The sequence below is a fragment of the Luteibacter sp. E-22 genome (genome assembly GCF_049913125.1).
Lineage (GTDB): Bacteria > Pseudomonadota > Gammaproteobacteria > Xanthomonadales > Rhodanobacteraceae > Luteibacter.
Map to the genome: position 1 here is coordinate 835,321 of NZ_CP183975.1, position 26,452 is coordinate 861,772.

The window sequence follows — 26,452 nt, forward strand, 5'->3', positions numbered from 1 at the left end:
CCGCGGGTGGCGCGGGCGAGTTGCCGCGCCGCCCGCAGGTAAGCTCGAAGCATGGACAACGCTTCCCCGATCAAACGCCGGCCCCTCTCGCTGGCCGCGCGCGCGGCACTGGCGACCGGTTTCGCGTTGGCCGCCTTCCTCGGCCTGACCGGTCTCGCCCAGAACAAGGCCAACTACGCCTCCGAACTGTCGGCCATGCACGACCGGCTGCACAACTACGCCATCGCGTACATCACCGGCACGGATATCACCCGGGCCGGCAAGGTCACCACGCCCGACAGCCAGCCCAATCCGGATTTCTCCCGGCCCGGTTCGGGGCTCTACGCGATCATTGTCGGCAACGATGGTTTCCGCTGGGAGTCGTCATCCGCGCTGGGGCGCGATTTCGATTTCGTGCGCATGCTCTCGCCCGGCGAAACCGCCTTCGAGCCGGTGGAAACACGCAGCGGCAAGCTCTATGTCTTCAGCTACGGTGTATCGCTGGACAGTACGGACAAGCGCAGCGTGCCGCTGACCTTCGCGGTGGCGCAGACGGAAGACCAGTTCGAGCGCCAGGTGGCGACGTACCGGCGCACGCAGTTCCTGTGGCTGGCGATGCTCGGCATGATGCTCATGCTGCTGCAGCTCTTCCTGTTGCGCTGGAGCCTGTTGCCCTTGCGCCGTGTGTCCAGCGATCTCGCCCACATCGAACGCGGTACGCGGGATCACCTCGATGGACCGTATCCCGTGGAATTGACGGTGCTTACCCGGCGCCTCAACGCATTCATCGACAGCGAACGCGAGCAGCGCTCGCGTTACCGCGACACCCTGGCTGATCTCGCGCATAGCCTGAAGACACCGCTGGCGGTGGTGCGCTCGCAGTTGGAGAGCGGTGGCGACGCCGACACCCTGCGCGGCGACATCCTCGACCAGGTACGAAAGATGGATGAGATCGTGGCGTACCAGCTTTCCCGCGCGGCTACGTCGGGCCGACGCACCATCGCCTCGGTGGAGCCGATCGCCGGGCATGCCGAAGATCTCGTGCAGAGCCTCGAAAAGGTCTATGCGGCGAAGAACGTGCTTTGCGAGTTCGAACTCGAAGAGGGCGTGAGCTTCCCCGGTGAGCAGGGCGACCTGCTCGAACTCATGGGCAACCTTGTCGAGAACGCGTTCAAGTGGGCATCGCATCGCGTGCTGCTCACGGCGCGATCCGTCGGCAAGGTGCGTGGCCGCAGTGGCCTCGAACTGGTCGTCGAAGATGACGGCCCCGGTATTCCCGATGAAAAGATCGAGAAAATTCTCCAGCGCGGCGTGCGTGGCGACGAACGGGTGCAAGGCCATGGCATCGGCCTGTCCATCGTGCAGGACATCGTGAAGGCGTATCAGGGCGAGCTGCACGTCGATCGCTCCGAGGAACTTGGTGGGGCTCGGTTTAGCGTGAAGCTTCCGCCGCCTTGATGCCTTGAGGCGGTATCGCCGCTGAAGCGGCTCCCACAAGGACGACGGGGTGTTGGTCAGATGGAGGGGGAGGGGCCGTAGAAGGCGTCGAGCAAGCGCGCCACGTCGGGCTCGGCTTCGCGGAGCAGGGCCGGTTGCGAGAAATGCAGTTCGCTGGTCACGGCGAAGTATTCTTCCGGCGCCTCGGCGGCGTAGGGATCGATCGCCGTCCGTCGACCTCGCTCCACCGCCTTGGACAGGCGGTCGTAGCCACGCTGCATCGTCTGGATCCACTGTCGCCGGTTCATCGACGACGGTAGCGGCGGCACGCCGTTGGCCGGACCCGCGAGCATGTCGAGCTTATGCGCCATCTCGTGGATCACCACGTTGAAACCGTCCCATGGCGCTTCCAGGTCGAGCGCCACGTCGGCGAGCGACAGGATCATCGGTCCCCGTTCCCATGCTTCGCCGATCAAGGTGTCGTCGCTGTCGGTGACCACGCCGGTAGGGGCGTCACGATGGCTGCGCCGTACGTTGAACTCGCCGGGATAGACCAGGACGTTGGTCCAGCCCTTGAAGGCCTTCGGGCCGTGCGGAAGCGCGGGAAGGCTGGCCTGCGTGGCGATCGCCAGGCGCCAGAAATCGTCCAGGGGCGCATCGCCCATGGCGTGGAAGCGTTTGTTGTGCAGGAAGATCGCCGCCAGTTGGCGCAGGTAATGCGCGCGCGGAGTATCGAGGGCCTTCGCGAGCGGCACGCGCTGGACGGCTTGCCGCCACGCGGCATCGTCGATCGGCGGGACGGGCGCGCGGAAACGCGCGATCAGCGTTTGGATGAAGCCCAAGGTGATCGGCCGGAACGGATCAGAACATCGAGCCGGGGAGCAGCGACTGCCAGCTCGGCGAGGAAGAGCGCATGGGCATGCCGTCATCGTGCACGCCATCGCCGGCATCGACCGGTGACGACGGCACGGGAGCGGGGCTGGCGCTGCGCTGTGGCGCGTTCACGGGGCGCGACGAACCGATCTCGTTACCGACGCCATCGCGGCCGCCGCCCTGCGGCGATCGCGAGCTGCCTTCGAACGACGACGAGGAAGTGCTGCCCATGGAGAGCAGACCACTGGTCGGGTCGATGTCGGAAGCGGCGGCGGTGCCGGCGGCACCGACGAGGCACAGACATCCGAAGATGTACGGTCTGGCGTTCATCGGTAAACCCTGAGGCCCCTCGGGACAAAAAGGGGGACAACCGATCCTCGCAGAAAATTGACGAGGCTGCCAGTGCTGAAGGTCGCCGGGTGCCGCCCCCGGCCCCAGGCGGGCGAAAAGGGCGCCACTGCCCTAGAATCGTCCGATGTCCCGGCTTTCCCCACCCTCGACAACGGCCTCCTGACGGCCCGACGGCAGCCATGCTCGCACGCGATCTCCTCGAAGCCCTTGCCGGCGGCGATGCCGTGTCCGGTGCCGTCCTGGCCAAGAAGGCCGGGGTGACGCGCGCCGCCGTCTGGAAACAGATCGAGGCCTTGCGTCTCAAGGGCGTGCCCGTGGAGGCCAAGGTCGGCGGCGGTTACCGGCTGCCGTGGCCGACCGAACTGCTGGACGGCCAGCGTATCCGTGCGGCTTTGCCGCCCGCGATCTCGGCCGGGGTCGGCATGCTCGAGGTGCACTGGGAGATCGATTCCACGTCCAGCGAACTGGCCCGGCGTATTCCCGTGCTGGACGATCTGGCCTTCGTGATAGCCGAAAGCCAGTCAGCGGGGCGCGGCCGTCGTGGGCGCCCGTGGCTGTCGCCGCCGGGCATGAACCTGTACCTGTCGGTGCTCAAGCGATTCGATGGCGGCTTCGCCTCATTGTCGGGCTTGTCGCTCGCCGTCGGCGTGATGCTGATCCGCGCGCTCGGCGAGGTCGGCATCCGCACACCCGGTCTGAAATGGCCCAACGACGTGCTGGCGGGCAACGCCAAGCTGGCGGGCATCCTGGTGGAACTGTCCGGCGAATACTCGGGGCCATGCGCGGCGGTGATCGGCGTGGGCGTCAACATCCGCTTGCCGGACGACCTGCACGAACGCGCCGGCCAGCCGATCACCGATCTCGCCTCGGTGACCGGTGGCGATCCGCCCGGCCGCAACCGATTCGCGGGTGCGGTCGTAGCGGAACTCACCGAGGGACTGCGCACGTTCGAACGTCATGGCTTCGCGGCATTCGCCGACGAGTACGCGGCGAACGACCTCTTGCGTGGCGAATCCTTGCGCATCATCGACCCGCGCGGCGAATACATCGCCGTGGGCGAAGGCGTCGACGAACGCGGCGCCTTGCGTGTACGCCGCTCAGATGGAGAACTCGTCAGCGTGGACAGCGCCGAAGTCTCGGTGCGCCGGAGCGCCGCATGATCCTGCTGCTGGACCTGGGCAATACCCGCCTGAAGTTCGCCTTGCTGGATGGCAATGAATTCACGCACCGCGGCGCGTTCGGTTGGGATGCCGATATCGCGCACGAACTGGCGGCGCTCTGGGCATCGTGGCCGACGCCCGAACGCATCGTCGGCGCATCCGTGGTCGATTCCGCGCGCGAGACGGCGGTGGCCGTGGCGGCCGACAAAGCCTTCGGTCGCACGCCCACGTGGGTGCGTACGCCCGCCGAGGCGTGCGGCGTCACGAATGCCTATGCCGAACCGCATCGTCTCGGTGTCGATCGCTTCCTGGCGATGGTGGACGCCCTCGCGGCTGGCCGTGCGCCTTGCGTGCTGGCCAGCGTCGGCACGGCGCTTACGCTGGATGCGCTGGACGGGGAAGGGCGGCACCTGGGCGGATGGATCGCGCCGGGTCCGCTGTTGATGCAGCAGTCGGTGCTCGGCGCCACGGTCCAGGTGCGGCCGGCCCATGCCGGTGCCGTGCGCGACCTCGCCGATAACACCGCCGATGGCCTCGCTTCCGGTTGCTGGCAGGCGTGCGCGGCGCTGGTCGACCGCTTCGTCGATCGATCGGCGAACCTTCTTGGCGGAAGCCCGACGGTGACGTTGGGTGGCGGCGATGCCGATGTACTGGCGCCCTTGCTGGAACGCGAGGTCGTCCTGGTACCGGATGCGGTGTTGCGCGGACTCGCCGTGTGGGCGAAGACGCATGCCCGCGCCGACAATATCGCCTAGAATCCCGACGCCGCCGGTTCTTACAGGGGAACGCGCGCAGGCCACCACCGGAAGCCCAAGGCCACCATGCTGCTGCGTTTGCTGTTCGTCTTGCTGATCGCCCTCAATATCGCGGTGGCCGCGTGGCTGCTGCTGGGCGATTCCGCGACGCACGCGGTCGATCCGACGGATGGCGGCGTGCCGAAGCTGAAGCTCCTCGCCGAACTGCCGGCTCCACCGGGGAGTGTCGCGCCGCCAGTGGCGTCCTCGGCCGTGGCAGCGCCCACATCTGTGGCGGCCTCGCCGAAGGCGGAATCCCCCGCGGCCGCGGCCACGGCGTCGCCAGCCACCCCGCCCGCGAAACCTGCAACGAAGGCTGGGGCAGGGGAAACGCTGCTCGCACCCGCCGAGACCGCACCGACCAGCCCCCGCCGCAGCTACCGCTGCCTGGCCCTGGGACCCTTCGCCAACCAGGTGGACCTGCGCGCGGCGCGCACCGCCATCGCGCCACGCACCGTGCGTAGCCGCCAGCGCCAGGAGCAGACCAGCGAGTCGCACGGCTGGCGGGTCTTCCTGCCTGCTTTGGCCACGCGCGAGCAGGCACTCGCCCAGGCACGCCGCCTGGATGCGAAGGGCATCAAGGATTACTTCGTGGTCACCGCCCAGGGCGACCTGCAGAACTCTGTCGCGCTCGGCCTGTTCCATGACCCCGCCAACGCCCGCAAGCGCCGCGACGAGGTGATCGCCGCCGGCTTCCCGGCGCGCATGAGCGAGCGCACCGAGACCACGCCCGTCTGGTGGCTCGACGTGGTCGTCCCCGACGAGGCCGGCACCGACATTCGCCGGAGCATCCGCACTCCCGGCATCACGGCTAGAACCACCGGGTGCTTCTGATAAACTCTGCGACTTCGCCGGCATAGCTCAGTTGGTAGAGCAACCGCCTTGTAAGCGGTAGGTCCCCAGTTCGAATCCGGGTGTCGGCACCAGAAATTCAGCCAGATCTAGCCCGCAGGCGGCTTGATGGCTTCGAAGTAATTGTTTTCGCCCTCATCGAGGCGACAGCCAATCAGGCGCAATCCGGACGCTTCCAGATGCCGTTCGTACTCCTGCCGACCAAGCGAGCGTGACGGGGTCCCGGCATTCGCCCGGCTATTTCTGGACGCTATGAATGACTGCGTTCACGGCGATAGTTGCAGCGCACGGACCCGCGTTCCCGCCGCTGGACGAGCAGTGGGCAGTCGGCGTAATGGGGCCGACAGAACCTTCGTCAGTCCAGTGCGGCTGGGTGCTGGCACAGCCGGAAAGGGCGGCGCAGACGAGACTAATCAGGCAAAGGAAGCGCATGGCGGATGTCCAGTCAGTTCGCGCGCATTTTGCGCCGAGAGGGCTTGACTGTCTGTAGGAGATCGCCTGCAGCCTACCTTTACCTCGTCGCCCATCCGCCGAGGCCATCGCCGCATTGCACCATGCCAGCCGGGTAGTTGCATGGGTGACTATTCCCCCTCAAAGTCCGTCACCGGGACGCTCGACCGAACCAGTCATACCGGGGGACCAGGACATGAAGAGCCTCGCACACACAGACCTCACCACCTTCTATGGCTCGGCGAGCGAGATCTACGATCACCTGAAAAGGGAGCAGGAAAGGGACGTCTTCCTGCACCAGGTGGCGTATACGGCCTTCGTGGGCATGACGATCATCGCGGCCATCGCTTTCTCGACAGGATGGGCGATCGCCCCATGGCTGACCGTCGTGGCGGTGTTCTGTTTCGAGAGAACGTTGTGGTGGGGCCGCGAGGTCAGTTGCAGGAATTACACCATGCACGTCCTGACCTTCAGACGCCTTCCCGTCGAGGACGCGTCCACATCGAATGCGGTCACACGGCATACCGCTTAGCGAATCCATGGAGACATGGCTATGAAGCGCCGCCCTCGCGTTCGCGGGGAAACTGTCGATCGAGCACGATCGACAGCGCGAGGTGGTCGATCGGACCATGGGCGATGCGTTGTTCGAGCAGAGTGGCGGCCAGTTCGCGTTCTTCTTCCGTGCAGGCGTAACCGTTGGCCCGGAGATAGAACACGACGAACATCTGTAGTCGCCAGGGCAGGCGAGTGAAAGGGTGGATTCCTTGTCTGAGGTCCGAGGGAGTGATCACGCGGCAGGTCCTTGCGATACGTGTAGGTCAGCAATGGGCGTGCCAAAGCAACAGGGGAGCCACGCGGCGGGGTCGGTTGCCATGCGGCGGCTTTGCAGGACGTCCGCGGACACGAGAACGCGGACAGGGCGGACATCATTGAAGCAACGTCCGACGCTTATGCCGGGCTAAACCTTCCCTCCTGTTTGCACATCTACCCTGTTCGTGCGCATCGCATGTCGACGGGGAAGGGAACGTGGGATTTTCATTGAAACGGCTCGCAGCGGCATGCCTCGCGCTACTTGGAACGCTCGCCGGTTGCGCAGGGCACGAAGTACGCGACGACTCCCGCCGGCAGGCCGTGGAACATGGCCTCAGGCCCCGCGTGGAGATGGCTGGCGAGCCAGCCATGCAGTGGAACGTCCATGAGCGGATGCGGCGTTATCGCGTCCCGGCCATGGCGGTGGCTGTTATCGAAGGTGGGCGCGTTGTCTGGTCCGCCACCTATGGGATCGATGGAAGCGTTCGCCTTCCGGCGACGAACGAGCGTTTCCAGGCGGCCTCGCTGAGTAAAGGCGTGACGGGTAGTCTCGCCGCCATCCTGGCTTCGCGCCGGGTGGTAGACCTGGACGCGCCCGTGGACCGCTGCCTGGCTCCGTTGACCCTGCCACCCGGAAAGCAGGACGCGGGGCATCCGGTGACGTTGCGTAACCTCCTGCACCACACGTCCGGTACGACAGTGAACGGCTTCGACGGTTACGCGCCGGGCGAGCCGGTGCCGACGCCGGAGCAAGTCGTGCGCGGCGAAACGCCGGCGAATTCCCCGGCGGTCGTGATCGCCACGCCGCCAGGAAGCGCGTATGCGTATTCCGGCGGCGGATATACGGTGGCCCAGATTGCCTTGAGCCATTGCGCGGACGCCTCGTTCGACGAACTCATGCGGCGTGAGGTGCTGACGCCCGCCGGCATGCGCGACAGCACGTTCGTTCAACCCTTGCCGGCATCGATACCTCACGCCGTGGGCCATGCCGCGGACGGGACGCCGGTACCCGGTGGTGCCAATATCTATCCCGAACTCGCCGCCGCGGGGCTATGGACCACGCCGGATGATCTCGCGCGCTGGCTGATCGGGGTACGCGATGCGGAGGAGGGGCGGCCTTCCTTCATGCCCACCGACGCGGCGATAACCATGCTCGCGCCGGGTATGAACAAGTACGGGTTGGGAGTATTCGTCAGCGGCGAAGGCGAACATCGTCGTTTCATGCATTCCGGCGGCAACTTCGGCTTCAAGAGCAGCTACGTCATGTTCCTGGGTAGTGGAAACGGCGTGGTCGTCTTGACCGATGGCGATAACGGCTCCTACCTGGGTGGTGAGTTCATCAAGGCTGTCGCTGCCGCCTATGGCTGGCCCGACTACGCACCGCGGGTCGCGACACGTGCCACGCTCGATGAAAAGACAATGATCAGGTACATCGGGCATTACCGGTTCAAGGATGCCGACTCGCGGGGAAATCCCGACCTGTCGCTGTTTCGCGAGGGCGCACGCTGGTTCCTGGATCTGCCGGACATCGGACGAACCGAATTGTTGCCGACGTCCGCCTTGGCATTCGTCGCGCCCGAGACAGGCTACCCCGTGACGGTCGACGACGATGGGAGCTTGCGTGTGGGATCGCGCGTGGCGCGGAAAACCCAGGATTAGCCGAGCAACTCGCCAAGCCGCACACGCAGGAAGTCTCTCAGTCGTTGCACCGCCGGAGTGAGCTGCGACCGATGCGCGCTGACCAGGTTCAGCGGCGCACGTTCGCCGATGCCCGGCATCAGGTCGATGAGTCGTCCCGCGGCGAGATCGGCGATCACGTCGATGTGCGACTTGTAGACGATGCCGTGACCGGCCAGGCCCCATCGGCGGGTGACCTCCGCGTCGTCGCTGATACGGTTCCCTGCGACCTTTACCGCGTGCGGCCCGCGCGGCAGGTCGAAGATCCAGCGATCATGGATCTGTTCGCCCCAGACGAAGCAGAGGCAATTGTGCTCGCGCAGGTCGTCGGGTTGCCGTGGCGCTCCGTGGCGCGCGATGTAATCCGGCGAAGCACACAGGACGCGGCGGTTGTCGGGCGCCAACGACTGCGCGACCAGTCCGGAATCGTCGAGCGTGCCATAGCGAATGGCTGCGTCGATGGGATGGCGGTGCAGGTCGGCGGCGCGGTCGCTGATCCGCAATTGCAATGAAACACCGGGGTGATTGGCCTGGAAGGCGTCGAGCCAGGGCAGCAGCACATTGCGGCCCAGGTCCGACGGCACGGAGAGGCGAAGCGGTCCCGCGATCTCGCCGCGCGCTTCAGCCAGGGCCTGAGCGCCACCGGCAAGGGATTGAAGCATCGCCCGGGCGTGGGGCAGGTAGCGTTCGCCGTCGTCCGAGAGCCGCATGCTGCGCGTCGAGCGCACGAACAACCGCGTGCCGAGCTCCCGCTCCAGTCGCTGGACGGCGTTGCTAGCCATGGCCGGCGTGCTGTCGAGCAGGCGGGCGGCTGCCGAAAAGCTGCCGGCATCGGCGGTATGCACGAAGATCTGCACATCGTCCAGTCGAATCATCGCGGCGCTTCGCTCGAGGTATGCGCCTATGGTGCCCTTTTTTTCATCCTGACGCGCTGCAACGTGGCTGTTGCAAGGTCCGGTGTAAACTTGGGGGATGACCAGCTTCCGCGTGTCGTTGCTTGCCATTTTCCTGCAAGAACATCCCTCTCCCTGAGTCCCTCGTCATGAGTCCAACCACCCGTTCGGTCGCCTTGATCGGCGTCCCCACCGACATCGGTGCCGGTCACCGTGGCAGTTCCATGGGGCCGGAAGCCCTGCGTGTCGCGCGTCTCGGCGAGCGGCTCGCGAAGCGCGGCATGCACGTCGTGGATCGCGGCAATCTTTCCGGGCCACTCAATCCCTGGCTGCCGCCCACGGACGGCTATCGCCACCTCGAAGCCGTGGTCGCCTGGAACACCGCGGTGCACGAGGCCATCTACACCGAATTGAACGCCGGCCACCTGCCCGTGATGCTCGGCGGCGACCACTGCCTTGCGATCGGCTCGATCTCCGCCGTGTCGCGGCATTGCCGTGAGAATGGCAAGAAGCTTCGGGTGTTGTGGCTCGACGCGCATGCGGATTTCAACACCAGCCAGATCACGCCGTCCGGAAACATCCACGGCATGCCGGTGGCGTGCCTGTGCGGGTATGGCCCGGATGCGCTCACGCACATCGGCGGCACGGTGCCGGCGACCACGCCCGGCGTGTTCCGCCAGATCGGTATCCGCTCCGTGGACGAGGGCGAGAAGCGCTTCGTCCACGAGGTGGGCATCGATATCTACGACATGCGCTACATCGACGAGATCGGCATCAAGGCGGCCATGGAAGAAGCGTTGGCGGGGGTGGACGAGGACACGCACCTGCACGTCAGCTTCGACGTGGACTTCCTGGACCCGTCGATCGCGCCGGGTGTCGGTACGACCGTGCGCGGTGGGCCGAATTATCGCGAGGCCCAGCTGTGCATGGAGATGATCGCGGATACCGGCCGGGTCGGGTCGCTGGATATCGTGGAGTTGAACCCGGCGTTCGACAAGCGGAACCAGACGGCGAAGCTGGCGGTGGACCTGGTGGAGTCGTTGTTCGGCAAGTCGACGTTGATGCGCTGAGGCAACGTGGGGCTGGTGGATCGAGGGGGCGATGGCCTGAATCGGCTTGTATCGCCGACAGGGTCGGCTCCCACCATCGCCGGCGGGGCTGGTTTCCACCGATCGCCGACGGGGTCGGTTTCTATCGGGCCCGTCCCTTCATCCGGGAGCCTGTCGTCGCCTGGTGGGAGCCGACCTTGTCGGCGATCCGCGCGCAGCGCGGCAACCTGCCGCATGGTCGGGTCGCCCCGGAACCGTCACGCGGGCTACACTCGAATGGTTCCCGTCCGTCCAGGCTCCCAGGTCCCCCCATGCATACCCGCGTCCTCACCGGCATCACCACCACCGGCACGCCGCACCTCGGCAACTACGTCGGCGCCATCCGGCCGGCCGTCCTGGCCAGCCGCGATCCCGAGGTCGACGCGTTCTACTTCATGGCCGACTACCACGCCCTGATCAAGAGCGATGACCCGGATCGCGTCGAGGCCTCGCGGCTCAAGATCACCGCGACCTTCCTGGCCGCCGGGCTCGACCCGAACGTCGCCACGTTCTACCGGCAGTCGGACATTCCCGAAGTGCCCGAGCTCATGTGGCTGCTCACCTGCGTGACATCCAAGGGCCTGCTCAATCGCGCGCATGCCTACAAGGCGGCCGTGGATCGCAACATCGAAGCCCAGGAAGACGCGGATGCCGGCGTCACCGCGGGTCTCTACATGTACCCGGTGCTGATGGCCGCCGATATCCTCGCCTTCAACGCGAACAAGGTGCCGGTGGGCCGCGACCAGATCCAGCATATCGAGATGGCCCGCGATATCGCCCAGCGTTTCAACCATACCTACGGACGCGAGTTCTTCGTGATGCCCGAGGCCTTGATCGAGGAACAGGTGGCGACGCTGCCTGGGCTCGACGGCCGCAAGATGTCCAAGAGCTACGACAACACGATTCCGTTGTTCGAAGGCGGTCCCAAGGGCCTGCGCGAGGCGATCATGAAGATCGTCACCGATTCGCGCGCGCCAGGTGAACCCAAGGACACCGAAGACTCCGCCCTTTTCACCATCTTCCAGGCGTTCGCATCGCCCGCGGAAACGACGGCGTTCTCCGATGCCCTGCACAACGGTATCGGTTGGGGAGAGGCGAAGCAGGTGCTGTTCGAGCGGATCGAGGCCGAGGTGGCGCCCATGCGTGAGCGCTACGATGCGCTGATGGCGCGCCCGGACGATATGGAAGACATCCTTCTCGCCGGCGCCGCGAAGGCGCGCGCGATCGCCGCGCCGCTGCTGGATACGCTGCGCGATGCCGTGGGCCTGCGCAGCGCGCGGCACAAGCTGAAGTCCCCCGAGGAACCGGCAAGCACGCCGGTCGAACAGAAATCGAAGCCGCCTCGCTTCGCCAGCTTCCGCGATACCGACGGGAGCTTCCGTTTCCGTCTGTTTGCCGCGGACGGTGAAGAATTGCTGCTGTCGGCGCCGTTTTCCGATCCGAAGGCGGCGGGAACGCTGCGCCAGGTTCTTTCCACGATGGGTGGGGCGAAGGCCACCATTGAATCGCAAGGCGATCACGTCGCCCTGCTGGTCGACGGCAAGGTCGTGGCCAATGGTGCGTCGTATCCCGACGAGGTGGCACGCGCTGCGGGCGTGCTGCGTCTACGCACGGCATTGGACGTGTTGGCCGCCGCGACCGCTGAAGAGGCGGCAGCCAAGGCGAACGCCGCCCGGCAAGGAGCCTGACGCATGCGCTACCTCGCGATCATGCTGCTCGCGCCATGGCTGGTCGTGCTGGGGTGGGCGTATTGGGCCTATCCGAAGTCGCTGCTGACGAACATGACGCGGCGCGGTTTCGACGTGCTGGCGCTGCTGGCCGCGACGGTCGCGGCGATCCAGGCCGCCGTGTTGGCTTTCGATGCCGTCGAGCTTCCGGCGGCGGATCAGTTCGGGCCCAAGAGCGGGGCGATCTGGCAGCAGGTGGTGCCGGCGCTGTATGGGTATGGCGCCTTCTTGGCGGTACTGGTGGTCGCGCTGGTCATTCGCCAGGTGGTTTGGAAGAGGCGCGCTCCGTAGGCATCGCCGACAAGGTCGGCTCCCACCGGGTTGCGGTTCCCACGCTAGCGGCCATCCGTCCCGATGGGTTCATCCGTCCCATTGATTGAGGTGGGGGCCGAAGTCGTCGCTCTGTCTCGGGACGATGCAGAAACGGTGTCCTGTCGGGGCTTCCATCACCCACCAGCGCTTCACGAAGCCGATCCGTTTCGCGCCCAGGCCTTCCAGCCGCCGGGCCTCGGCTTCGAGGTCGTCCGTTTCGATGTCCAGGTGCACGTGGCTGTGATGGTCGACGCGTTGCAACAGGACGCGCAGTTCGTCCTTTTCCATCCCGAGCGCCGCGTACTTGCCGTCGCCGTCTTCGTCGGTGGTCTCGATGGGCTTGCCGAGTGCGCCGCTCCAGAACTCGGAAGCGGCGGTGAGATCGCCGTCATGGCAGTCGAGAACGAGGGTGCAGAGCCTGCTGTGATGCATGACCGGGCCTCCACGAAACGGGAGGCCGACGCTATCACCGCGAACAACGAGACGACGTGAGCCCGGTGTCGACGCGGTGCTTACTGCCCGCGCAGGCGGGCCGTCAGGCCCTTCAGGAAATTGCGCAGGAACTGGTCGCCGCAGAGGCGGAAGTTGGTGTGCTTGGGCTGGCGGAAGAGGGCATTGATCTCTCCCCGGGACACGCGGAATCCCGCTTCGGTCATGATGGCAAGGATGTCGTCTTCCTTCAGTTCGAAGGCCACGCGCAGCTTCTTCAGGACCACGTTGTTGTTGACCCGGTTCTCGACCGGTCGCGGCGGCTGGCTTTCGTCACGTCCGCGACGGTGGATGATGAGGCCGTCGAGGAAGTGCGCCAGCGCGGTGTCGGGCATTTCCATGAAGCCGGGCTCGTCTTCCTTGCGCAGCCAGGGCTCGACCTGCTCGCGGGAGGCGGGAAATCCGCTGAGCTTCATGACTTCGACGACATGGACGTCGCCGAGGTCGAGCATGTAGCGGATGCTGCGGAGGGTGTCGTTGTTGAGCATGGCGCCAAGGGTACCATCGCGGTAGCCGCTATCGCCGCTGAAGCGGCTCCCACACAAGGCATGGGCTGGTGGGAGCGGCTTGATGGTAGCGGCTTTGGTGGGAGCGGACCCTGTCCGCGATTCCTGCGGAGCGGTACCTCCGAATCGCGGACAGGGTCCGCTCCCACCGAGCAATTCCCACCGAACCGAACCGGTCCGACTTAGTTGGGCAGTCCCAGGTCGTCGATCATGGCTTTCAGGAAGCGCGCGGCTTCCCCGCCCGTGGCAGCGCGGTGGTCGAAGGTGAGCGACAACGGCATGCGGCGATGTACCTCGATGCCACCCATCACGGCGACCACGTCGTGGCTGAGCTTGCCTGCACCGACGATCGCGACGGTCGGCGGCACGACTACCGGGGTGGCGTAGCGGCCGGCGAACATGCCGAAGTTCGACAGGCTGATGGTGTAGCCGGACAACTCCGAAGCCGGGATGCTGCGGTCTTCCACCGAGCTGCGCAGGCGCTTGATCGCGGCACGGATGCCGGCGCCGTCCAGCACGTCGGCATTACGCAGCGCGGGCACGAACAGGCCGTCCTCGGTGTCCACGGCGATGCCGATGTCCACGTGCGGATGCAGGGTGCGGCTGAGGTTCTTGCCGTCGAACCAGGCATTGAGCGCGGGCACGGTCTTGCACGCCACCACGATCGCGCGGATGAGGCGTGCCGTGATGTCCTGCTTGCCGATCCAGGCGTGGAGGTCGGCATCGTCGACGATCGTGGTCGGGACGACGTTGGCATGTGCCTCGGCCATCACGCGCGCCATGTTGCGGCGGACGCCCTTCAACTGCTCCGGCTGGCCGATCGCTTCCTTGCCCGGAGGCGCGGTGCGGACAGCCTTGCCGGCGAGCGACACGGCGGTGCGCTGTTGCGGCGCCGGGCCCGGCTCGGGCAGGGTGGGGGCGAGGTGCTGGGCGGCGGCCGGACGGGCCGGGGCGGCACCCAGCGCGGCGCTGCCGTTGGCGGCGGCGTTCTTCACGTCGCTCATGGTGATCACGCCGCCGGCGCCCGTGGGCTGTACGCGGGTGAGATCGACCTTCAGCTTCTTCGCGGCGGCGCGCACGGCCGGCACGGCCTTCACGCCACCGGCGCTGCTCACCTGCTCGGTGTGCACGGCGTTGCCGCTGACCATGGCGCCGACGACGGTGCCTTCGTCTTCGCGGTCGGCCTTGCCTTCGCCCGAGTCGATCTCGCCACCGTCATCGGAAGCGACGACCTTGGAGGCATCGTCCGGGGCGGGGCTGCCCACGCCCTTCTTCGGGCCGTGGTGATGGCCGGTGGATTCGGCCTCGGCACGCTGGCGCGCGTTCGGGTCGATCTCGAAGTCGGCCAGGGAGGCGCCGGTCTCGATGATGTCGCCCGGTGCACCGTGCAGTTTCTTCACGGTGCCCGAGTACGGCGAAGGCACGTCGACGACCGCCTTGGCGGTTTCCATCGACACCAGCGGGGCGTCGAGCTTGATCGTGTCGCCTTCCTTGACGTGCCATTCGACGACGGTCGCGTCGGGAAGGCCCTCGCCGAGGTCCGGCAGGAAAAAGGTCTTGATATCGGCCATTTCTATCGGTTCCTCAGGAGGCGGCCAGCGTGCGCTGGGCGGCTTCGACGATGCGTTCCACGCTGGGCAGGTATTTCATTTCCAGGCGGAACAGCGGGATGTGGGTATCGAAACCGGTGACGCGTTCCACCGGCGCGAGCAGGCTGTAGAGGCATTCCTCGGCGAGACGGGCGGCGATCTCCGCGCCGAAGCCGGCGGTTTTCGGCGCCTCGTGCACGATCACGCAGCGGCCGGTCTTGGTCACCGATTCGGCGATGGTGTCGAAATCGAGCGGCGTGAGCGTGGCGACGTCGATCACCTCGGCGCTGATGCCCTTCTGGGCCAGCTCGTCGGCGGCCTCGAGGCATTCCTTCACCTGCGCGCCCCAGGTCACCAGGGTCACGTCGGTTCCGTCGCGCAGCACGAAGCAGACGTCGAGCGGCAGCGCCTCGCCGTCGTCGGGCACTTCTTCCTTGTACTGGCGGTAGATGCGCTTGGGCTCGAAGAAGATCACCGGGTCCGGATCGCGGATGGCGGCGAGCAGCAGGCCATAGGCACGCGCCGGCGACGACGGCATCACCACGCGCAGGCCGGGGATGTTCGTGAACAGGTGCTCGTTCGCTTCCGAATGATGCTCCGGCGCACGGATGCCGCCGCCCCAGGGGGCGCGCCATACGGCCGGAACGGTCATGCGGCCACGGGTGCGGTTGCGCATGCGCGCGGCGTGGCAGGCGATGTGTTCCATCATCGGGTAGATGAAGCCTTCGAACTGGGCTTCGGCCACCGGCTTCATGCCCTGCGCGGCCAGGCCGACGGTGAGGCCGGCGATGGTGCCTTCGTCCAGCGGCGTGTCGATGACGCGCATCTCGCCGAACTGTTCCTGCAGGCCTTGCGTGGCGCGGAACACGCCACCGTTGACGCCGACGTCCTCGCCGAGCACCACGACGCTTTCGTCGTTGCGCATCTCATAGGCGAGCGCCTGGGTCACCGCTTCGATAAGAGTGATTTGTGCCATGGGACGGAATTCCTTACGACTTGCGATCGAGGGAAGCGACGAGCTCGCGCTGTGCTTCGAGGTCGGCCGGGAGCTCGGCGTACAGGTAGTCGAACATTGCCGTGGCCGGCTGGTTCTTCGTTTCCAGGTACGCGTTCACTTCGTTATCCATCCAGTCGTCGCACTCGGCCTTCCAGGCCTCTTCCTTCGCATCGTCCCACTTGCCCTTGCCTTCGAGCCACTTGCGCAGGCGCGGCACGGGATCGCGTTCCCAGGCGTCCTTCACTTCCTGCTCGCCGCGGTAGCGACGGGCATCGTCGGCGGTGGTGTGGTCGCCGAGGCGGTAGGTGACCGCCTCGATCACCGAGGTACCCTGGCCGGAGCGGGCGCGCTCCAGCGCGATCTCCATGGCCGCGCGCACGGCGATGATGTCGTTGCCGTCCACCTGGATGCACGGCAGGCCGGCGGCGATGCCCTTCTGCGCGAGCGTGCCGGCGCCGGTCTGGATGCGGCGAGGCACCGAGATCGCCCACTGGTTGTTCACGATCACGGCCACCAGCGGCAACTGCTGCGCGCCGGCGACGTTGATGGCGCCGTAGAAGTCGCCCTTGGACGAGCCACCGTCACCGATCGTGCAGACCGCGACCCGCGGTTCCTTGCGGATCTTGAAGGCCAGCGCGGAACCCGCGGCATGCAGGCACTGCGTGCCGATGGGAACGCACCAGGCGAAGTCATGGGCGGGCGCATCGGCGTAGTCGTTGCCGCGCTCGTCGCCGCCCCAGTAGGTGTAGACCTCGCGCGGCTTCACGCCGCGATACAGCTGGGCGCCGTACTCGCGATAGGACACCGCCAGGGAGTCTTCGCGGCGCATCGCGCTGCCGATGCCGACATGCGCGGCCTCGTGGCCCAGGCAGGAGGCGTAGGTGCCCAGCTTGCCGGTACGCTGCAGCGCGATCGACTTGGCGTCGAACACGCGGGTGGAGACCATGAGCTTGTAGAGCTCGACCATGTGGTCGAGATCCTTGGTGAATGCGGGGAGTTCCTTACCGGTTTCCTTGCCGTCCTGGTCAAGGTATTGCAGGTATTCGATTTCGAACTTGGCGGCGATGGACACGACTCGCTCCCAGGGGAAGGTTAGAAACGACACGCACGAGTGGGGAAGCGGCCAGGCCCATCCAGCGGGGCGCGACACGGCTTTTGGGTTCTTGCGAGCCGGACTAGATATCAGGGGTATTATGGCGCGGCAAGGCACGGCGCAGCATGGATTTCCCCGCCAGAGGCCACGGATGGCGTCATGGCGCGGGTTTGGTGGCTGTCAACCCCTCATTGTGAATTCGTCCCCATGGCCAATCCCAGGCGCGACCTCGAACCCGGAATCCGCACCGATCTCGACGGGAGCCTTACCTATTCGGAGTACCTGAAGCTCGACCAGGTGCTCACCGCCCAGCATCCGCGCAGCCAACCCGCGCATCACGACGAGATGCTGTTCATCGTGCAGCACCAGACCTCCGAGCTGTGGTTGAAGCTGATGATCCACGAGCTGGACGCCGCGCTCGAGCGCCTGCGCGCCGACGACGTGGACGGCACGCTGAAGATCCTTGCGCGGGTCAAGCAGATTCAACGCCAGCTCTACGAACAGTGGGGGGTGCTGGAGACACTGACACCGGCGGAGTACCTGCAGTTCCGCGACGTGCTCGGCCCTTCGTCGGGCTTCCAGTCGCTGCAGTACCGCATGGTGGAGTTCCTGCTCGGCAACAAGCACGCCGACATGCTGCGCGTGTTCGAGCACGATCCCGTGGCGCACGAACGCTTGCGCATGGTGTTCGAGGCACCCGGCCTTTACGACGAGTTCCTGCGCTACCTCGCGCGTCGCGGCCATCCGGTGCCTGTTGAACTGCTGCAACGCGACCTGACCCAGCCCTGGCGAAGCCAGCCCGCCCTGCTGCCCGTGTTCAAGCGGATCTACGAAGACACAGCCAACCATTGGCCTGAGTACCATCTCAGCGAGGAACTGGTGGATATCGAGGAGTCGTTCCAGCTCTGGCGGTTCCGCCACATGAAGACCGTGGAGCGCATCATCGGCTTCCGCCCCGGTACCGGCGGTTCCTCCGGCGTGGCCTTCTTGCGCAAGGCGCTGGAGCAGAGTTTCTTCCCGGAATTGATCGAAGTGCGCACGATCCTGGGGACCTGAAAACCCGGCGGATTTGACGCATGGAGCCGGGCCAGCTAAACACCCTGCACGAATCTTCCACAGGGAAAGCCATGACACCGACCGCCCCAGCCGCCGCCCGGCCCGTGCCCGATTACCCGCAGACCCTGGGTCATCCGCGTCCCTTGTGGATGCTGTTCATGACCGAATTCTGGGAGCGCTTCGCCTTCTACGGCATGCGCTGGGCCCTCACGCTGTACATCGTCGCCCAGTTCTTCAACGGCGATCCGGCGGGGCAGGGCTATGCCAGCCGGACCTATGGCGCCTACCTCGCGCTGGTCTACGCCTCGGCGATCTTCGGTGGGTGGGTGGCCGACCGCATCCTCGGCTATCAGCGCTCCATCCTGGTGGGCGCGGCGGTGATGGGTACGGGCCTGTTCATGGTGATGGTGCCGAACCAGCAGGTATTCCTCGCCGGGCTGGCCACGGTGATCGTCGGCAATGGCCTGTTCAAGCCGAATATCTCCTCGCTGGTCGGACAGATCTATCCGGTCGGCGACGACCGCCGCGACCGCGGCTTCACGATCTTCTACATGGGCATCAACCTGGGCGGCTTCCTTGCGCCCCTGGTCACGGGCTGGCTTGCTTCCGTGCTGACGGACACGCCCCTGCAGGACAACTACAAGGCCGTGTTCGCCGCCACCGGCGTGGGCATGGTCATCTGCTTCATCTGGTTCCTCGTCGGCAAGCACCAGCTCAAGGGCGTGGGCGTTCCGCCGCCGGAGCGTCACGAAGGGAAGAACCTGGTCGCGGTGATCGTCGGCATCCTGGTCGCTATCCCGCTCGTCTACCTGCTGATGGCCAAGGCCGGCGCGATCTTCATCGCCTGGTTGCTCGGCGTGCTATTCATCGGCGTGGCGGTGATGTTGGTGATCGAAGCGGTGCGCCACGACCGCATCCAGATCCACCGCGTGATCGCGATGCTGTTGCTGTTTACCTTCAACGTGCTGTTCTGGATGTTCTTCGAGCAGGCGGGCAGTTCGTTCAACTTCCTCGCCCAGAACATCGTCGACCGGCAGATGTTCGGCTGGGAGTTTCCCACCGGATGGTTCCAGTCGGTGAACTCGGCGGCGATCCTGATCTTCGCGCCGATCGTCGCGCTCGCCTGGGGCTGGTCGGCGCGCCTGCGCAAGGAGCCGTCGATCCCGCGCAAGTTCGGCCTGGGCCTCATCTTCAACGCGCTGGGCTTCCTGGTGCTGATGTACGCGTTGAAGAGCCTCGTGGGCGGCAACGGCCTGATCCCGTTCTGGCCGCTGGCGGCGTGCTACGTGCTGCAGACCATCGGCGAGCTGTGCCTGTCGCCGATCGGCCTGTCGATGGTGACCAAGCTGGCGCCGATCCGTGTGGTCGGCCTGGCGATGGGCGGCTGGTTCCTCTCCACCGCGATCGGCAACAACTTGTCGGGTCTGCTCGCGGGCCACATCAGCGGCGAGACCGGCATGACCGTGACCTCGGCGCTGTCCGGCTTCAGCTTCAGCTTCGAACTGCTGATCGGCGCGGGGATCGTGTTGTTCCTGATCGCGCCCCTGATCAACCGGCTGATGCACGGGGTGAAGTGAAGCATCGCCGACAGGGTCGGCTCCCACCCGGGGCTTGGTGACACCCGGCTCTCACCCGGCTTGGTGACACCTCGCTCGGTGGCACCGCGCTTGGTGGGAGCCGACCCTGTCGGCGATAGGCATGCGAGCTGGACCTGTGGGAGCCGCTTCAGCGGCGATGGGCGCCTCAGGGCGCCAGCAGCTTGTCCAGTATCCGGTTGAGCTGCACCCGCTCGCCTTCGTCCAGTTTCGCCAGCAATTCCCGCTCGTGCGCCCTCGCCATGGGCGCCACCTCGTCGTGAATGGCCCAGCCCGCCTCGGAAAGTTTCAGCACCGAACGGCGCTTGTCGCCGCCATGGGTGCTGCGGTCGACCCGGCCCGCCTCGACCAGCCGCGCCACGGCGCGGCTCACGGCCACCTTGTCCATCGCCGTGCGTTCGGCGACCTCGCGAGCCGATAGCTCGGCGAAGCGGCCCAGGACGGCCATCACGCGCCATTCCGTCATGCTGAGTTCGAATCGGTCCTGGTATTCCGCCGCGATGGACTGGCTGACCGTATTCGACAGGATCGAAAGCCGGTAAGGCAGGAAATGCTCCAGCTCCAACGGGGCATGAGCGGGGACGGTTTCGAAGGTCATGCTGCGCTGGTCCTTGCAAATGGTTACAAGTGAAACTATAAAGTGCCGGTATACGGCCAAAGCCGTGCCCGTCGCAGGAGTATCGCCCAATGAGCGCCCAGCCCAACACCGGTATGGAAGTCACCACCTTCGAAAACCCGCAGGGTGTCGATGGCTTCGAGTTCGTCGAATTCGCGGCACCGGACCCGGCGCTGCTGCACGCTTTGTTCCCCCGGCTCGGCTTCACGCCGGTCGCGAAGCACAAGACGAAGAAGATCACCCTCTACCGCCAGGGCGACTGCAACTTCCTCGTGAACGAAGAGCCGGACTCCTTCGCCGCGGATTTCGTCGCCAAGCATGGCCCGTCCGCGTGCGGATTCGCCATTCGATTCAACCGTCCGGCCACCGACGTGCAAGCCACGGCGCTGTCCAATGGCGCCACGACGATCGGTTTCAAGCCGGAGACGCTGGCCCTGCAGGTGCCGACCATCGAAGGCATCGGTGGTGCCGCCTTGTACCTGGTGGACACCTATGGTGCCAAGGGCGAGGTGTACGACGCCGAGTTCGAGTGGCTGCCGGGCGTCGATCGGCACCCGAAGGGCTTCGGTCTCACCTTCATCGACCACCTGACGCACAACCTCCATTTCGGCAACATGGAGAAGTGGTCGGAGTACTACGAGCGGCTGTTCAACTTCCGTGAGATCCGCTACTTCGACATCAAGGGTGCGAAGACCGGCCTGGTATCGAAGGCGATGACCGCGCCAGACGGCCTCGTGCGCATTCCGTTGAACGAGTCCTCGGACGAGAAGTCGCAGATCAACGAATACCTGCGCGAGTACAACGGCGAAGGCATCCAGCACATCGCGCTGTTCACCGACAACATCTACGAGTCGGTCGAGGCGATGCGTGCGCAGAATGTGGCCTTCCTCGACACGCCCGAGACGTATTACGAAGTGATCGATGTGCGCGTGCCGGACCATGGCGAAGACGTGGCGCGCCTGCAGGAAAACAAGCTGCTGATCGACGCCGACGACGAGACCAAGAAGAAACTGTTGCTGCAGATCTTCACCCAGAACACCATCGGGCCGATCTTCTTCGAGATCATCCAACGCAAGGGCAACGAAGGTTTCGGCAACGGTAACTTCAAGGCGCTGTTCGAGTCCATCGAGCGCGACCAGATGCGCCGCGGCGTGCTCTGACACCGGGTCACTGCCATGAGCCACACCGACGATACCCGCGGCTACCAGACCGGCTTCGGCAACGAGTTCGCCACCGAAGCCGTGGACGGTGTGTTGCCCTCGGGCCAGAACTCGCCCCAGCGCGTGGCCAGGGGGCTCTATGCCGAGCAGCTTTCGGGTAGCGCCTTCACCGCGCCTCGCCACCGCAACCGGCGCAGCTGGCTGTATCGCATTCGCCCGGCGGCGCAGCACTCCCCGTTCACCGGGCGTGCCCACGCCACCTTCCATAACCGTTTCGACGAAGCGCCGGCCACGCCGAACCAGTTGCGCTGGGACCCCCTGGCGATGCCAGGGCAGGCCACGGATTTCCTCGATGGCCTGGTCACGATGGGTGGCAATGGCGGCGCGGCGGAACAGGCCGGCATCGGCATCCATCTTTATTGCGCCAACCGGTCCATGGAGGGGCGCTACTTCTACGATGCGGATGGCGAACTGTTGATCGTGCCGCAGCAGGGCAGGTTGCGCATTCGCACGGAACTCGGCGTGCTCGACGTGGAGCCGCTGGAGATCGCGGTGGTGCCGCGCGGCATTCGCTTCCTGGTCGAGTTGCCCGATGGCGAAGCGCGTGGCTATGTGGCCGAGAATTTTGGCACGCCGCTGCATCTGCCGGATCTGGGTCCGATCGGCGCGAATGGCCTTGCCCAGCCGCGAGACTTTCTCACGCCCGTGGCCGCCTACGAGGACATCGACGGCGAGTTCGAACTCGTCGCCAAGTTCCAGGGGAGCTTGTGGGTGGCGTCCATCGGTCACTCGCCGCTGGACGTGGTCGCATGGCACGGCAACTATGCCCCTTACAAATACGACCTGCGGCGTTTCAACACGATCGGCTCGATCGCGGTGGACCACCCTGACCCCTCGATCTTCACGGTGCTCACCTCGTCCAGCGACACGCCGGGCGTGGCGAACATGGACTTCGTGATCTTCCCGCCGCGCTGGCTGGTGGCCGAACACACGTTCCGGCCGCCGTACTTCCACCGTAACGTGGCCAGCGAGTTCATGGGATTGATCGACGGCGCGTACGACGCCAAGGCCGGCGGTTTCGTGCCGGGCGGGGCAAGCCTGCACAACTGCATGAGCGGGCACGGCCCCGATGCGGCGAGCTTCGAGAAAGCCTCGGCCGCCGACACCTCGCGTCCGGACCATATCGTTGGCACCATGGCCTTCATGTTCGAAACACGCAAGGTCATCCGCCCCAGCCGGCAAGCCCTGGAATCGACGGCGCTGCAGGGCGATTACTACGAATGCTGGCGCGGATTGAAGAAGCACTTCGATCCATCGGCCACCTGATCTGTAAGGAAAAGCATGAAACTCGCTTCGCTGAAGGAAGGCGGCCGCGACGGCACGCTCGTCGTGGTCGATCGATCCCTCACCCGTGCCGTGAAGGCCACCGGCATCGCGCCGACGCTGCAAGCGGCGCTGGACGAATGGCACGCGCTGGCGCCTCGCCTCAACGCGCTTTCCGAAGCGTTGAACGCAGGCAAGGCGGAGGGTGCGTTCGACCTGGACATGGCGAAGCTCGCCGCGCCCTTGCCGCGTGCCTATGAATTCGTCGACGGCAGCGCCTACCTGCCGCACGTGGAGCGTGTGCGCAAGGCGCGTGGCGCCGAGGTGCCGGAGTCGTTCTACACCGATCCGCTGATGTACCAGGCGACGAGCGCCGGTTTCCTCGGCCCGCGCGATCCGGTGGTCGTTTCCAGTGAAGCGTTCGGTATCGATCTCGAAGCCGAAGTGCTGGTGGTGACCGACGATGTGCCGATGGGCGTGACCCCCGTGCAGGCCGCGGGACATATCCAACTCGTGGGCCTGGTCAACGATGTGTCGCTGCGGGGCCTGATTCCCGCCGAGTTGGCGAAGGGTTTCGGCTTCCTCCAGTCGAAGCCGCGTTCGGCGCTGTCCCCGGTGTTCGTCACGCCCGACGAACTGGGCGAGGCATGGCGGAACGATAAGCTGCACCTGCCGATGCGCACGTGGATCAATGGCGCGTGGTTCGGTGAAGCCGAGTGTGGCGTGGATATGCAGTTCGACTTCGCCCAGCTCGTGGCGCATGTGGCGAAGACGCGTCCCCTGACCGCCGGCACGCTGGTGGGCTCGGGCACGATCGCCAACCAGGACACGTCCAAGGGCGCGTCCTGCCTTGCCGAGCAGCGGACCGTGGAAACCCTGCGCGACGGCAAGGCGAGCACGCCCTTCCTGTCGTTCGGCGATACGGTGCGAATCGATGTCACCGACAACGAAGGGGCTTCTATCTTCGGATCGATCGAACAGGCGATCGTCAAGGCGTAGACGCTTCCATCGCTTCGTGTATCGCCGCGACCTTCAGGAGTACGTCCGCCTCCAGTCGGGAATCGCGCGATACCCGTGCCTCGATCGTGCGATTCAGTTGCGCCAGTGGCGGCAGCGGGAGCCCGTGCATCACGTATTCGACGCGGGTCCAGAGCGCGGCTTCATAGAGGTGTCCGTCGGACAGCTCCAGTTCCGCGAGCCGGTGCATCGCGTGACGGCGCCCCCGGTTCGCCGCCGCGGTGAGCATGTGGCGTGCCCGGGACGTGTCGCGCGTCAGTACGTTCCCCTTTCGTGACGGCCCCTGGTAGTAGAGCGTCCCCGCCAGTTCCTGGCTAGCCGCATTGCCCGCGAGCGCGGAGCAGAGCAGACGGTCGGCGAGGTTTCGGCGTCGTTCGACGGGCACCGACGGGTTCAACAGGCCACCATCCACGATGTCCGCTGTCGAGGGCCGCGTCGCGGTGCAATCGGCAGCGGCGATGGGCAGCGTGAACCACATGAGGCAGCCGGCCAGGGTGAATCCTTGGTACATCGGTCGTTCTCCATGCAAAAAAAGAGGGCCCGCATCGCTGCGGGCCCCCCGTGGCCGTACCTATTCGATTGTGGCGGCGCTTACTTCGCGGCCATCAATGCCCTGGCCATGTCGAGCATGCGGTTCGAGAAGCCCCACTCGTTGTCGTACCACGAGAGGACCTTGACCAGGGTGCCTTCCATCACGCGCGTCTGCGTCGAATCGTAGATCGACGAATGCGGGTTGTGGTTGAAGTCGATCGAGACCAGCGGCTGCGTGTTCACCGAGAGGATGCCCTTCAGCGAGCCATTGGCGGCTTCGTTGATGGCGGCGTCGATCTCTTCCTTGGTCGTCGCGCGCGCGGCGGTGAAGGTGAGGTCGACCACCGACACGTTGATCGTCGGGACGCGCATGGCGAAGCCGTCGAGCTTGCCGTTGAGCTCCGGCAGCACCAGGCCCACCGCGGCGGCGGCGCCGGTCTTGGTCGGAATCTGGCTGTGCGTGGCGCTACGGGCGCGGCGGAGGTCCGAATGGTAGACGTCGGTCAGGACCTGGTCGTTCGTGTAGGCATGGATGGTGGTCATCAGGCCGTGCACGATGCCGATCTTCTCGTGCAGGACCTTGGCCAGCGGCGCGAGGCAGTTGGTGGTGCACGAGGCGTTGGAGATGACCTGGTGCTGCGAGGTCAGCTTGTCGTGGTTCACGCCGAAGACGAAGGTGCCGTCCACGTCCTTGTCGCCCGGGGCGGAGATGATGACCTTCTTCGCGCCACCGGCGATGTGCGCGCCGGCCTTGGCCTTGGAGGTGAAGAAGCCGGTCGACTCCATCACCACGTCGACCTCGTGCTCGCCCCAGGGCAGCTTCGACGGATCGCGCTCGGCGAAGACCTTGATGCGGTCGCCGTTGACGATCAGGTCGCCACCGTCGACCGACACCTCGCCCGGGAAGCGGCCATGGGCCGTGTCGTACTGGGTGAGGTGGGCATTGGTCTCGGCGTTGCCGAGGTCGTTGACGGCGACGATCTGGATGTCCTGGCCGTTCTTCTTCGCCTCGTAGAGCGAGCGCAGGATGTTGCGACCGATGCGACCGTAACCGTTGATGGCGACCTTGATGGTCATGTGCAGCCTCCGGGATAGGATTTCTAACGAAGTAGGGGCGGGTGGTGTAAACCTCCATGGTAACGGAAGGCCCCCGGACCCTGCTTGCTGCATCGCCGCGATTTGTCATCCGGACCTCAGCCCGGCTGTGGCACACTTGCCCGTTCGCCCGCCCGGAAACGTTTGCTGGTCCATGAAAGCACTCCATAAGCGCCGCACCATCGCCGCCCTGCTGGCCCTCGCCATTCCCGCCTTCGCCACCACCGTGCAGGCCTGGGGCGACATCGGCCACCGTATCGTCGCCGAACTGGCCTGGCGCCAGTTGGACCCCTCGGCCCGCGCCGAGGTGACCCGGCTGCTGAAGGCGGACGGCTCCGACTCCCTGCCCGATATCGCCAGCTGGCCCGACCATCTGCGCGACATGCCCGGCAAGGAAGACCTGGGCAAGGCCACCGGGCCCCTGCACTACGTGAATTTCCGCGACGGGAAGTGCCATTACGTGCCGCCGCGCGACTGCGCCGACGGCCGTTGCGTCGTCGGCGGGCTGGAGAAGTACGTGGCCATCCTCGGCGACCGGCACAAGTCCAGCGAGGAACGGGCCGAGGCGTTGAAATTCGTGGTCCACTTCGTCGGCGACGTGCATCAGCCGCTGCACGCGGGCAACCGCGACGACAAGGGTGGCAACGAGTACCAGGTGCAGTTCGATGGCAAGGGTACGAACCTGCACCGCGTGTGGGACTCGCAGATGCTCTACACGCGTGACCTCAAGTGGCAGGCCTACGCGGACCGCCTGGCCGCCGAAGGCCCGGTGAAGCTGCCGCGCCCGATCGCGCCCTTCGACAATCCGTATGCGCAGTGGGCGGAGGAATCCTGCTCGATCGTGGCCACCCCCGGTTTTTATCCCGACGGCCACCGCGTCGACGACGCCTACGTGGCGACGAACCTGCCGATCGCCGAGACACGCCTGCGCGAGGCGGCCAAGCGCCTCGCCGACCTGCTCAACAAGACGCTGGACTGATCC

General features: G+C 65.9%; 27 protein-coding genes and 1 tRNA gene. 16 read left to right on the plus strand and 12 right to left on the minus strand.

Annotated features, from left to right (window positions below; translation table 11 throughout):
* The first annotated feature begins 51 nt into the window (after positions 1-51).
* The gene (locus ACN9M2_RS03620) at positions 52-1,437 is read left to right on the plus strand and encodes an ATP-binding protein (RefSeq protein ID WP_371022798.1); all 1,386 of its coding nucleotides are present in this window, start codon (positions 52-54) and stop codon (positions 1,435-1,437) included.
* 56 nt (positions 1,438-1,493) lie between these two features.
* On the opposite strand, the gene ACN9M2_RS03625 is transcribed toward ACN9M2_RS03620, so the two are convergent.
* Together ACN9M2_RS03625 and ACN9M2_RS03630 are read right to left on the minus strand one after the other, a co-directional pair.
* Positions 1,494-2,258, minus strand: a complete 765-nt coding sequence (locus tag ACN9M2_RS03625) for a zinc-dependent peptidase (protein WP_426286808.1) — start codon at positions 2,256-2,258, stop codon at positions 1,494-1,496.
* Between the two features lie 19 nt (positions 2,259-2,277).
* Complete coding sequence (locus ACN9M2_RS03630; protein ID WP_426286809.1) at positions 2,278-2,619, minus strand: hypothetical protein; 342 nt, start codon at positions 2,617-2,619, stop codon at positions 2,278-2,280.
* Between the two features lie 200 nt (positions 2,620-2,819).
* On the opposite strand from ACN9M2_RS03630, the gene ACN9M2_RS03635 reads away from it, so the two are divergent.
* From ACN9M2_RS03635 to ACN9M2_RS03655, 5 genes are all read left to right on the plus strand, one after another.
* Complete coding sequence (locus ACN9M2_RS03635; protein ID WP_426286810.1) at positions 2,820-3,800, plus strand: biotin--[acetyl-CoA-carboxylase] ligase; 981 nt, start codon at positions 2,820-2,822, stop codon at positions 3,798-3,800.
* The gene (locus ACN9M2_RS03640; RefSeq protein WP_426286811.1) at positions 3,797-4,555 is read left to right on the plus strand and encodes a type III pantothenate kinase; all 759 of its coding nucleotides are present in this window, start codon (positions 3,797-3,799) and stop codon (positions 4,553-4,555) included. The genes ACN9M2_RS03635 and ACN9M2_RS03640 overlap by 4 nt, the downstream gene beginning before the upstream one ends.
* A gap of 66 nt (positions 4,556-4,621) precedes the next feature.
* Positions 4,622-5,428 (plus strand): SPOR domain-containing protein, encoded by an 807-nt coding sequence (locus tag ACN9M2_RS03645; protein ID WP_426286812.1) that lies wholly within the window; start codon positions 4,622-4,624, stop codon positions 5,426-5,428.
* Between the two features lie 16 nt (positions 5,429-5,444).
* Positions 5,445-5,520: transfer RNA gene (locus ACN9M2_RS03650), tRNA-Thr, on the plus strand.
* 572 nt (positions 5,521-6,092) lie between these two features.
* Entirely contained in the window at positions 6,093-6,428 is a 336-nt protein-coding gene (locus tag ACN9M2_RS03655) for a hypothetical protein (RefSeq protein ID WP_426286814.1), read from the plus strand.
* 19 nt (positions 6,429-6,447) lie between these two features.
* Here the strand turns inward: ACN9M2_RS03655 and ACN9M2_RS03660 are convergent, their stop codons facing one another.
* The gene (locus ACN9M2_RS03660; protein ID WP_426286815.1) at positions 6,448-6,687 is read right to left on the minus strand and encodes a hypothetical protein; all 240 of its coding nucleotides are present in this window, start codon (positions 6,685-6,687) and stop codon (positions 6,448-6,450) included.
* Between the two features lie 388 nt (positions 6,688-7,075).
* Between ACN9M2_RS03660 and ACN9M2_RS03665 the strand changes: the two genes are divergently transcribed.
* Positions 7,076-8,365 (plus strand): serine hydrolase domain-containing protein, encoded by a 1,290-nt coding sequence (locus tag ACN9M2_RS03665; RefSeq protein WP_426286816.1) that lies wholly within the window; start codon positions 7,076-7,078, stop codon positions 8,363-8,365.
* On the opposite strand, the gene ACN9M2_RS03670 is transcribed toward ACN9M2_RS03665, so the two are convergent.
* On the minus strand, positions 8,362-9,258 hold the full coding sequence (locus ACN9M2_RS03670; protein WP_426286817.1) for a LysR substrate-binding domain-containing protein: 897 nt from the start codon (positions 9,256-9,258) through the stop codon (positions 8,362-8,364). The genes ACN9M2_RS03665 and ACN9M2_RS03670 overlap by 4 nt on opposite strands.
* Positions 9,259-9,425: 167 nt before the next feature.
* Between ACN9M2_RS03670 and rocF the strand changes: the two genes are divergently transcribed.
* From rocF to ACN9M2_RS03685, 3 genes are all read left to right on the plus strand, one after another.
* Positions 9,426-10,346: an arginase gene (gene rocF, locus ACN9M2_RS03675; protein WP_306850765.1), complete on the plus strand. Its 921-nt coding sequence runs from the start codon at positions 9,426-9,428 to the stop codon at positions 10,344-10,346.
* A gap of 290 nt (positions 10,347-10,636) precedes the next feature.
* Positions 10,637-12,052 (plus strand): tryptophan--tRNA ligase, encoded by a 1,416-nt coding sequence (locus ACN9M2_RS03680; protein WP_426286818.1) that lies wholly within the window; start codon positions 10,637-10,639, stop codon positions 12,050-12,052.
* Positions 12,053-12,055: 3 nt separating this feature from the next.
* Complete coding sequence (locus ACN9M2_RS03685) at positions 12,056-12,382, plus strand: hypothetical protein (protein ID WP_426286819.1); 327 nt, start codon at positions 12,056-12,058, stop codon at positions 12,380-12,382.
* A gap of 69 nt (positions 12,383-12,451) precedes the next feature.
* On the opposite strand, the gene ACN9M2_RS03690 is transcribed toward ACN9M2_RS03685, so the two are convergent.
* The 5 genes from ACN9M2_RS03690 to pdhA all read right to left on the minus strand — a co-directional run bounded on the left by ACN9M2_RS03690 (position 12,452) and on the right by pdhA (position 17,056).
* Complete coding sequence (locus tag ACN9M2_RS03690) at positions 12,452-12,835, minus strand: VOC family protein (protein WP_426286820.1); 384 nt, start codon at positions 12,833-12,835, stop codon at positions 12,452-12,454.
* An 80-nt stretch (positions 12,836-12,915) separates the two neighbouring features.
* Positions 12,916-13,380, minus strand: coding sequence for a DUF1456 family protein (locus tag ACN9M2_RS03695; RefSeq protein ID WP_426286821.1), 465 nt, complete (start codon positions 13,378-13,380; stop codon positions 12,916-12,918).
* A 200-nt stretch (positions 13,381-13,580) separates the two neighbouring features.
* Positions 13,581-14,969 carry a dihydrolipoamide acetyltransferase family protein gene (locus ACN9M2_RS03700; protein WP_426286822.1) on the minus strand — a complete coding sequence of 463 codons (1,389 nt, stop codon included), beginning with the start codon at positions 14,967-14,969 and terminating at the stop codon, positions 13,581-13,583.
* Between the two features lie 13 nt (positions 14,970-14,982).
* Positions 14,983-15,963 carry an alpha-ketoacid dehydrogenase subunit beta gene (locus ACN9M2_RS03705; protein ID WP_426286823.1) on the minus strand — a complete coding sequence of 327 codons (981 nt, stop codon included), beginning with the start codon at positions 15,961-15,963 and terminating at the stop codon, positions 14,983-14,985.
* Between the two features lie 13 nt (positions 15,964-15,976).
* A complete protein-coding gene (pdhA, locus tag ACN9M2_RS03710) occupies positions 15,977-17,056 on the minus strand; it encodes a pyruvate dehydrogenase (acetyl-transferring) E1 component subunit alpha (RefSeq protein WP_426286824.1) in 1,080 nt (359 codons plus the stop codon).
* A gap of 228 nt (positions 17,057-17,284) precedes the next feature.
* Between pdhA and ACN9M2_RS03715 the strand changes: the two genes are divergently transcribed.
* Together ACN9M2_RS03715 and ACN9M2_RS03720 are read left to right on the plus strand one after the other, a co-directional pair.
* The gene (locus ACN9M2_RS03715) at positions 17,285-18,133 is read left to right on the plus strand and encodes a tryptophan 2,3-dioxygenase (RefSeq protein ID WP_426286825.1); all 849 of its coding nucleotides are present in this window, start codon (positions 17,285-17,287) and stop codon (positions 18,131-18,133) included.
* Positions 18,134-18,204: 71 nt separating this feature from the next.
* The gene (locus tag ACN9M2_RS03720) at positions 18,205-19,710 is read left to right on the plus strand and encodes a peptide MFS transporter (protein ID WP_426286826.1); all 1,506 of its coding nucleotides are present in this window, start codon (positions 18,205-18,207) and stop codon (positions 19,708-19,710) included.
* A 166-nt stretch (positions 19,711-19,876) separates the two neighbouring features.
* Here the strand turns inward: ACN9M2_RS03720 and ACN9M2_RS03725 are convergent, their stop codons facing one another.
* The gene (locus tag ACN9M2_RS03725; RefSeq protein ID WP_426286827.1) at positions 19,877-20,326 is read right to left on the minus strand and encodes a MarR family winged helix-turn-helix transcriptional regulator; all 450 of its coding nucleotides are present in this window, start codon (positions 20,324-20,326) and stop codon (positions 19,877-19,879) included.
* Between the two features lie 89 nt (positions 20,327-20,415).
* Between ACN9M2_RS03725 and hppD the strand changes: the two genes are divergently transcribed.
* The 3 genes from hppD to ACN9M2_RS03740 are packed head-to-tail and all read left to right on the plus strand — an operon-like array spanning position 20,416 to position 23,826.
* On the plus strand, positions 20,416-21,504 hold the full coding sequence (hppD, locus tag ACN9M2_RS03730; protein ID WP_426286828.1) for a 4-hydroxyphenylpyruvate dioxygenase: 1,089 nt from the start codon (positions 20,416-20,418) through the stop codon (positions 21,502-21,504).
* 15 nt (positions 21,505-21,519) lie between these two features.
* Positions 21,520-22,830, plus strand: a complete 1,311-nt coding sequence (hmgA, locus tag ACN9M2_RS03735; protein ID WP_426286829.1) for a homogentisate 1,2-dioxygenase — start codon at positions 21,520-21,522, stop codon at positions 22,828-22,830.
* 15 nt (positions 22,831-22,845) lie between these two features.
* Positions 22,846-23,826, plus strand: a complete 981-nt coding sequence (locus ACN9M2_RS03740; protein ID WP_426286830.1) for a fumarylacetoacetate hydrolase family protein — start codon at positions 22,846-22,848, stop codon at positions 23,824-23,826.
* On the opposite strand, the gene ACN9M2_RS03745 is transcribed toward ACN9M2_RS03740, so the two are convergent.
* Together ACN9M2_RS03745 and gap are read right to left on the minus strand one after the other, a co-directional pair.
* Complete coding sequence (locus ACN9M2_RS03745; protein WP_426286831.1) at positions 23,816-24,355, minus strand: hypothetical protein; 540 nt, start codon at positions 24,353-24,355, stop codon at positions 23,816-23,818. The genes ACN9M2_RS03740 and ACN9M2_RS03745 overlap by 11 nt on opposite strands.
* Positions 24,356-24,435: 80 nt before the next feature.
* Entirely contained in the window at positions 24,436-25,452 is a 1,017-nt protein-coding gene (gap, locus tag ACN9M2_RS03750; RefSeq protein ID WP_426286832.1) for a type I glyceraldehyde-3-phosphate dehydrogenase, read from the minus strand.
* Between the two features lie 172 nt (positions 25,453-25,624).
* Between gap and ACN9M2_RS03755 the strand changes: the two genes are divergently transcribed.
* Complete coding sequence (locus tag ACN9M2_RS03755) at positions 25,625-26,449, plus strand: S1/P1 nuclease (protein WP_426286833.1); 825 nt, start codon at positions 25,625-25,627, stop codon at positions 26,447-26,449.
* The last annotated feature ends 3 nt before the right edge of the window (positions 26,450-26,452 follow it).

Excerpts from the sequence above, each read along its gene's own strand:
- ACN9M2_RS03620 (WP_371022798.1), top strand. The coding sequence starts at position 52 with ATGGACAACGCTTCCCCGATCAAACGCCGGCCCCTCTCGCTGGCCGCG.
- ACN9M2_RS03630 (WP_426286809.1), bottom strand. The coding sequence starts at position 2,619 with ATGAACGCCAGACCGTACATCTTCGGATGTCTGTGCCTCGTCGGTGCC.
- ACN9M2_RS03635 (WP_426286810.1), top strand. The coding sequence starts at position 2,820 with ATGCTCGCACGCGATCTCCTCGAAGCCCTTGCCGGCGGCGATGCCGTG.
- ACN9M2_RS03640 (WP_426286811.1), top strand. The coding sequence starts at position 3,797 with ATGATCCTGCTGCTGGACCTGGGCAATACCCGCCTGAAGTTCGCCTTG.
- ACN9M2_RS03645 (WP_426286812.1), top strand. The coding sequence starts at position 4,622 with ATGCTGCTGCGTTTGCTGTTCGTCTTGCTGATCGCCCTCAATATCGCG.
- ACN9M2_RS03655 (WP_426286814.1), top strand. The coding sequence starts at position 6,093 with ATGAAGAGCCTCGCACACACAGACCTCACCACCTTCTATGGCTCGGCG.
- ACN9M2_RS03665 (WP_426286816.1), top strand. The coding sequence starts at position 7,076 with ATGCAGTGGAACGTCCATGAGCGGATGCGGCGTTATCGCGTCCCGGCC.
- ACN9M2_RS03670 (WP_426286817.1), bottom strand. The coding sequence starts at position 9,258 with ATGATTCGACTGGACGATGTGCAGATCTTCGTGCATACCGCCGATGCC.
- rocF (WP_306850765.1), top strand. The coding sequence starts at position 9,426 with ATGAGTCCAACCACCCGTTCGGTCGCCTTGATCGGCGTCCCCACCGAC.
- ACN9M2_RS03680 (WP_426286818.1), top strand. The coding sequence starts at position 10,637 with ATGCATACCCGCGTCCTCACCGGCATCACCACCACCGGCACGCCGCAC.
- ACN9M2_RS03685 (WP_426286819.1), top strand. The coding sequence starts at position 12,056 with ATGCGCTACCTCGCGATCATGCTGCTCGCGCCATGGCTGGTCGTGCTG.
- ACN9M2_RS03690 (WP_426286820.1), bottom strand. The coding sequence starts at position 12,835 with ATGCATCACAGCAGGCTCTGCACCCTCGTTCTCGACTGCCATGACGGC.
- ACN9M2_RS03695 (WP_426286821.1), bottom strand. The coding sequence starts at position 13,380 with ATGCTCAACAACGACACCCTCCGCAGCATCCGCTACATGCTCGACCTC.
- ACN9M2_RS03700 (WP_426286822.1), bottom strand. The coding sequence starts at position 14,969 with ATGGCCGATATCAAGACCTTTTTCCTGCCGGACCTCGGCGAGGGCCTT.
- ACN9M2_RS03705 (WP_426286823.1), bottom strand. The coding sequence starts at position 15,963 with ATGGCACAAATCACTCTTATCGAAGCGGTGACCCAGGCGCTCGCCTAT.
- ACN9M2_RS03715 (WP_426286825.1), top strand. The coding sequence starts at position 17,285 with ATGGCCAATCCCAGGCGCGACCTCGAACCCGGAATCCGCACCGATCTC.
- ACN9M2_RS03720 (WP_426286826.1), top strand. The coding sequence starts at position 18,205 with ATGACACCGACCGCCCCAGCCGCCGCCCGGCCCGTGCCCGATTACCCG.
- ACN9M2_RS03725 (WP_426286827.1), bottom strand. The coding sequence starts at position 20,326 with ATGACCTTCGAAACCGTCCCCGCTCATGCCCCGTTGGAGCTGGAGCAT.
- hppD (WP_426286828.1), top strand. The coding sequence starts at position 20,416 with ATGAGCGCCCAGCCCAACACCGGTATGGAAGTCACCACCTTCGAAAAC.
- hmgA (WP_426286829.1), top strand. The coding sequence starts at position 21,520 with ATGAGCCACACCGACGATACCCGCGGCTACCAGACCGGCTTCGGCAAC.
- ACN9M2_RS03740 (WP_426286830.1), top strand. The coding sequence starts at position 22,846 with ATGAAACTCGCTTCGCTGAAGGAAGGCGGCCGCGACGGCACGCTCGTC.
- ACN9M2_RS03745 (WP_426286831.1), bottom strand. The coding sequence starts at position 24,355 with ATGTACCAAGGATTCACCCTGGCCGGCTGCCTCATGTGGTTCACGCTG.
- gap (WP_426286832.1), bottom strand. The coding sequence starts at position 25,452 with ATGACCATCAAGGTCGCCATCAACGGTTACGGTCGCATCGGTCGCAAC.
- ACN9M2_RS03755 (WP_426286833.1), top strand. The coding sequence starts at position 25,625 with ATGAAAGCACTCCATAAGCGCCGCACCATCGCCGCCCTGCTGGCCCTC.